Source organism: Klebsiella sp. 1SOBk10mer, assembly GCF_046602535.1.
GTDB lineage: Bacteria > Pseudomonadota > Gammaproteobacteria > Enterobacterales > Enterobacteriaceae > Klebsiella > Klebsiella quasipneumoniae.
Window position 1 is genome coordinate 1 of the sequence record NZ_JBKIUP010000079.1, and the last position, 228, is coordinate 228.

General features: G+C 53.1%; 1 pseudogene. It reads right to left on the reverse strand.

Features of this window, described 5'->3' with window-relative positions:
* Nucleotides 1-48: 48 nt before the first annotated feature.
* A pseudogene (locus ACLH1I_RS26715) lies at nucleotides 49-228 on the reverse strand (IS5/IS1182 family transposase); the annotation flags it as partial.

Sequence of the window (228 nt, forward strand, 5' to 3'; positions counted from 1 at the left end):
TGAATAAATCAGATTTCGGGTAAGTCTCCCCCGTAGCGGGTTGTGTTTTCAGGCAATACGCACGCTTTCAGGCATACCTGCTTTCGTCATTTTGTTCAGCGCTCGCACCACGGCCAAAGCCTCCGCAACCTGACCATCGTAGTCACGCAGCGTCAGTGAACCCCCGAACAGCTGTTTTACCCGGTACATCGCCGTTTCCGCTATCGAGCGACGGTTGTAATCTGTTGT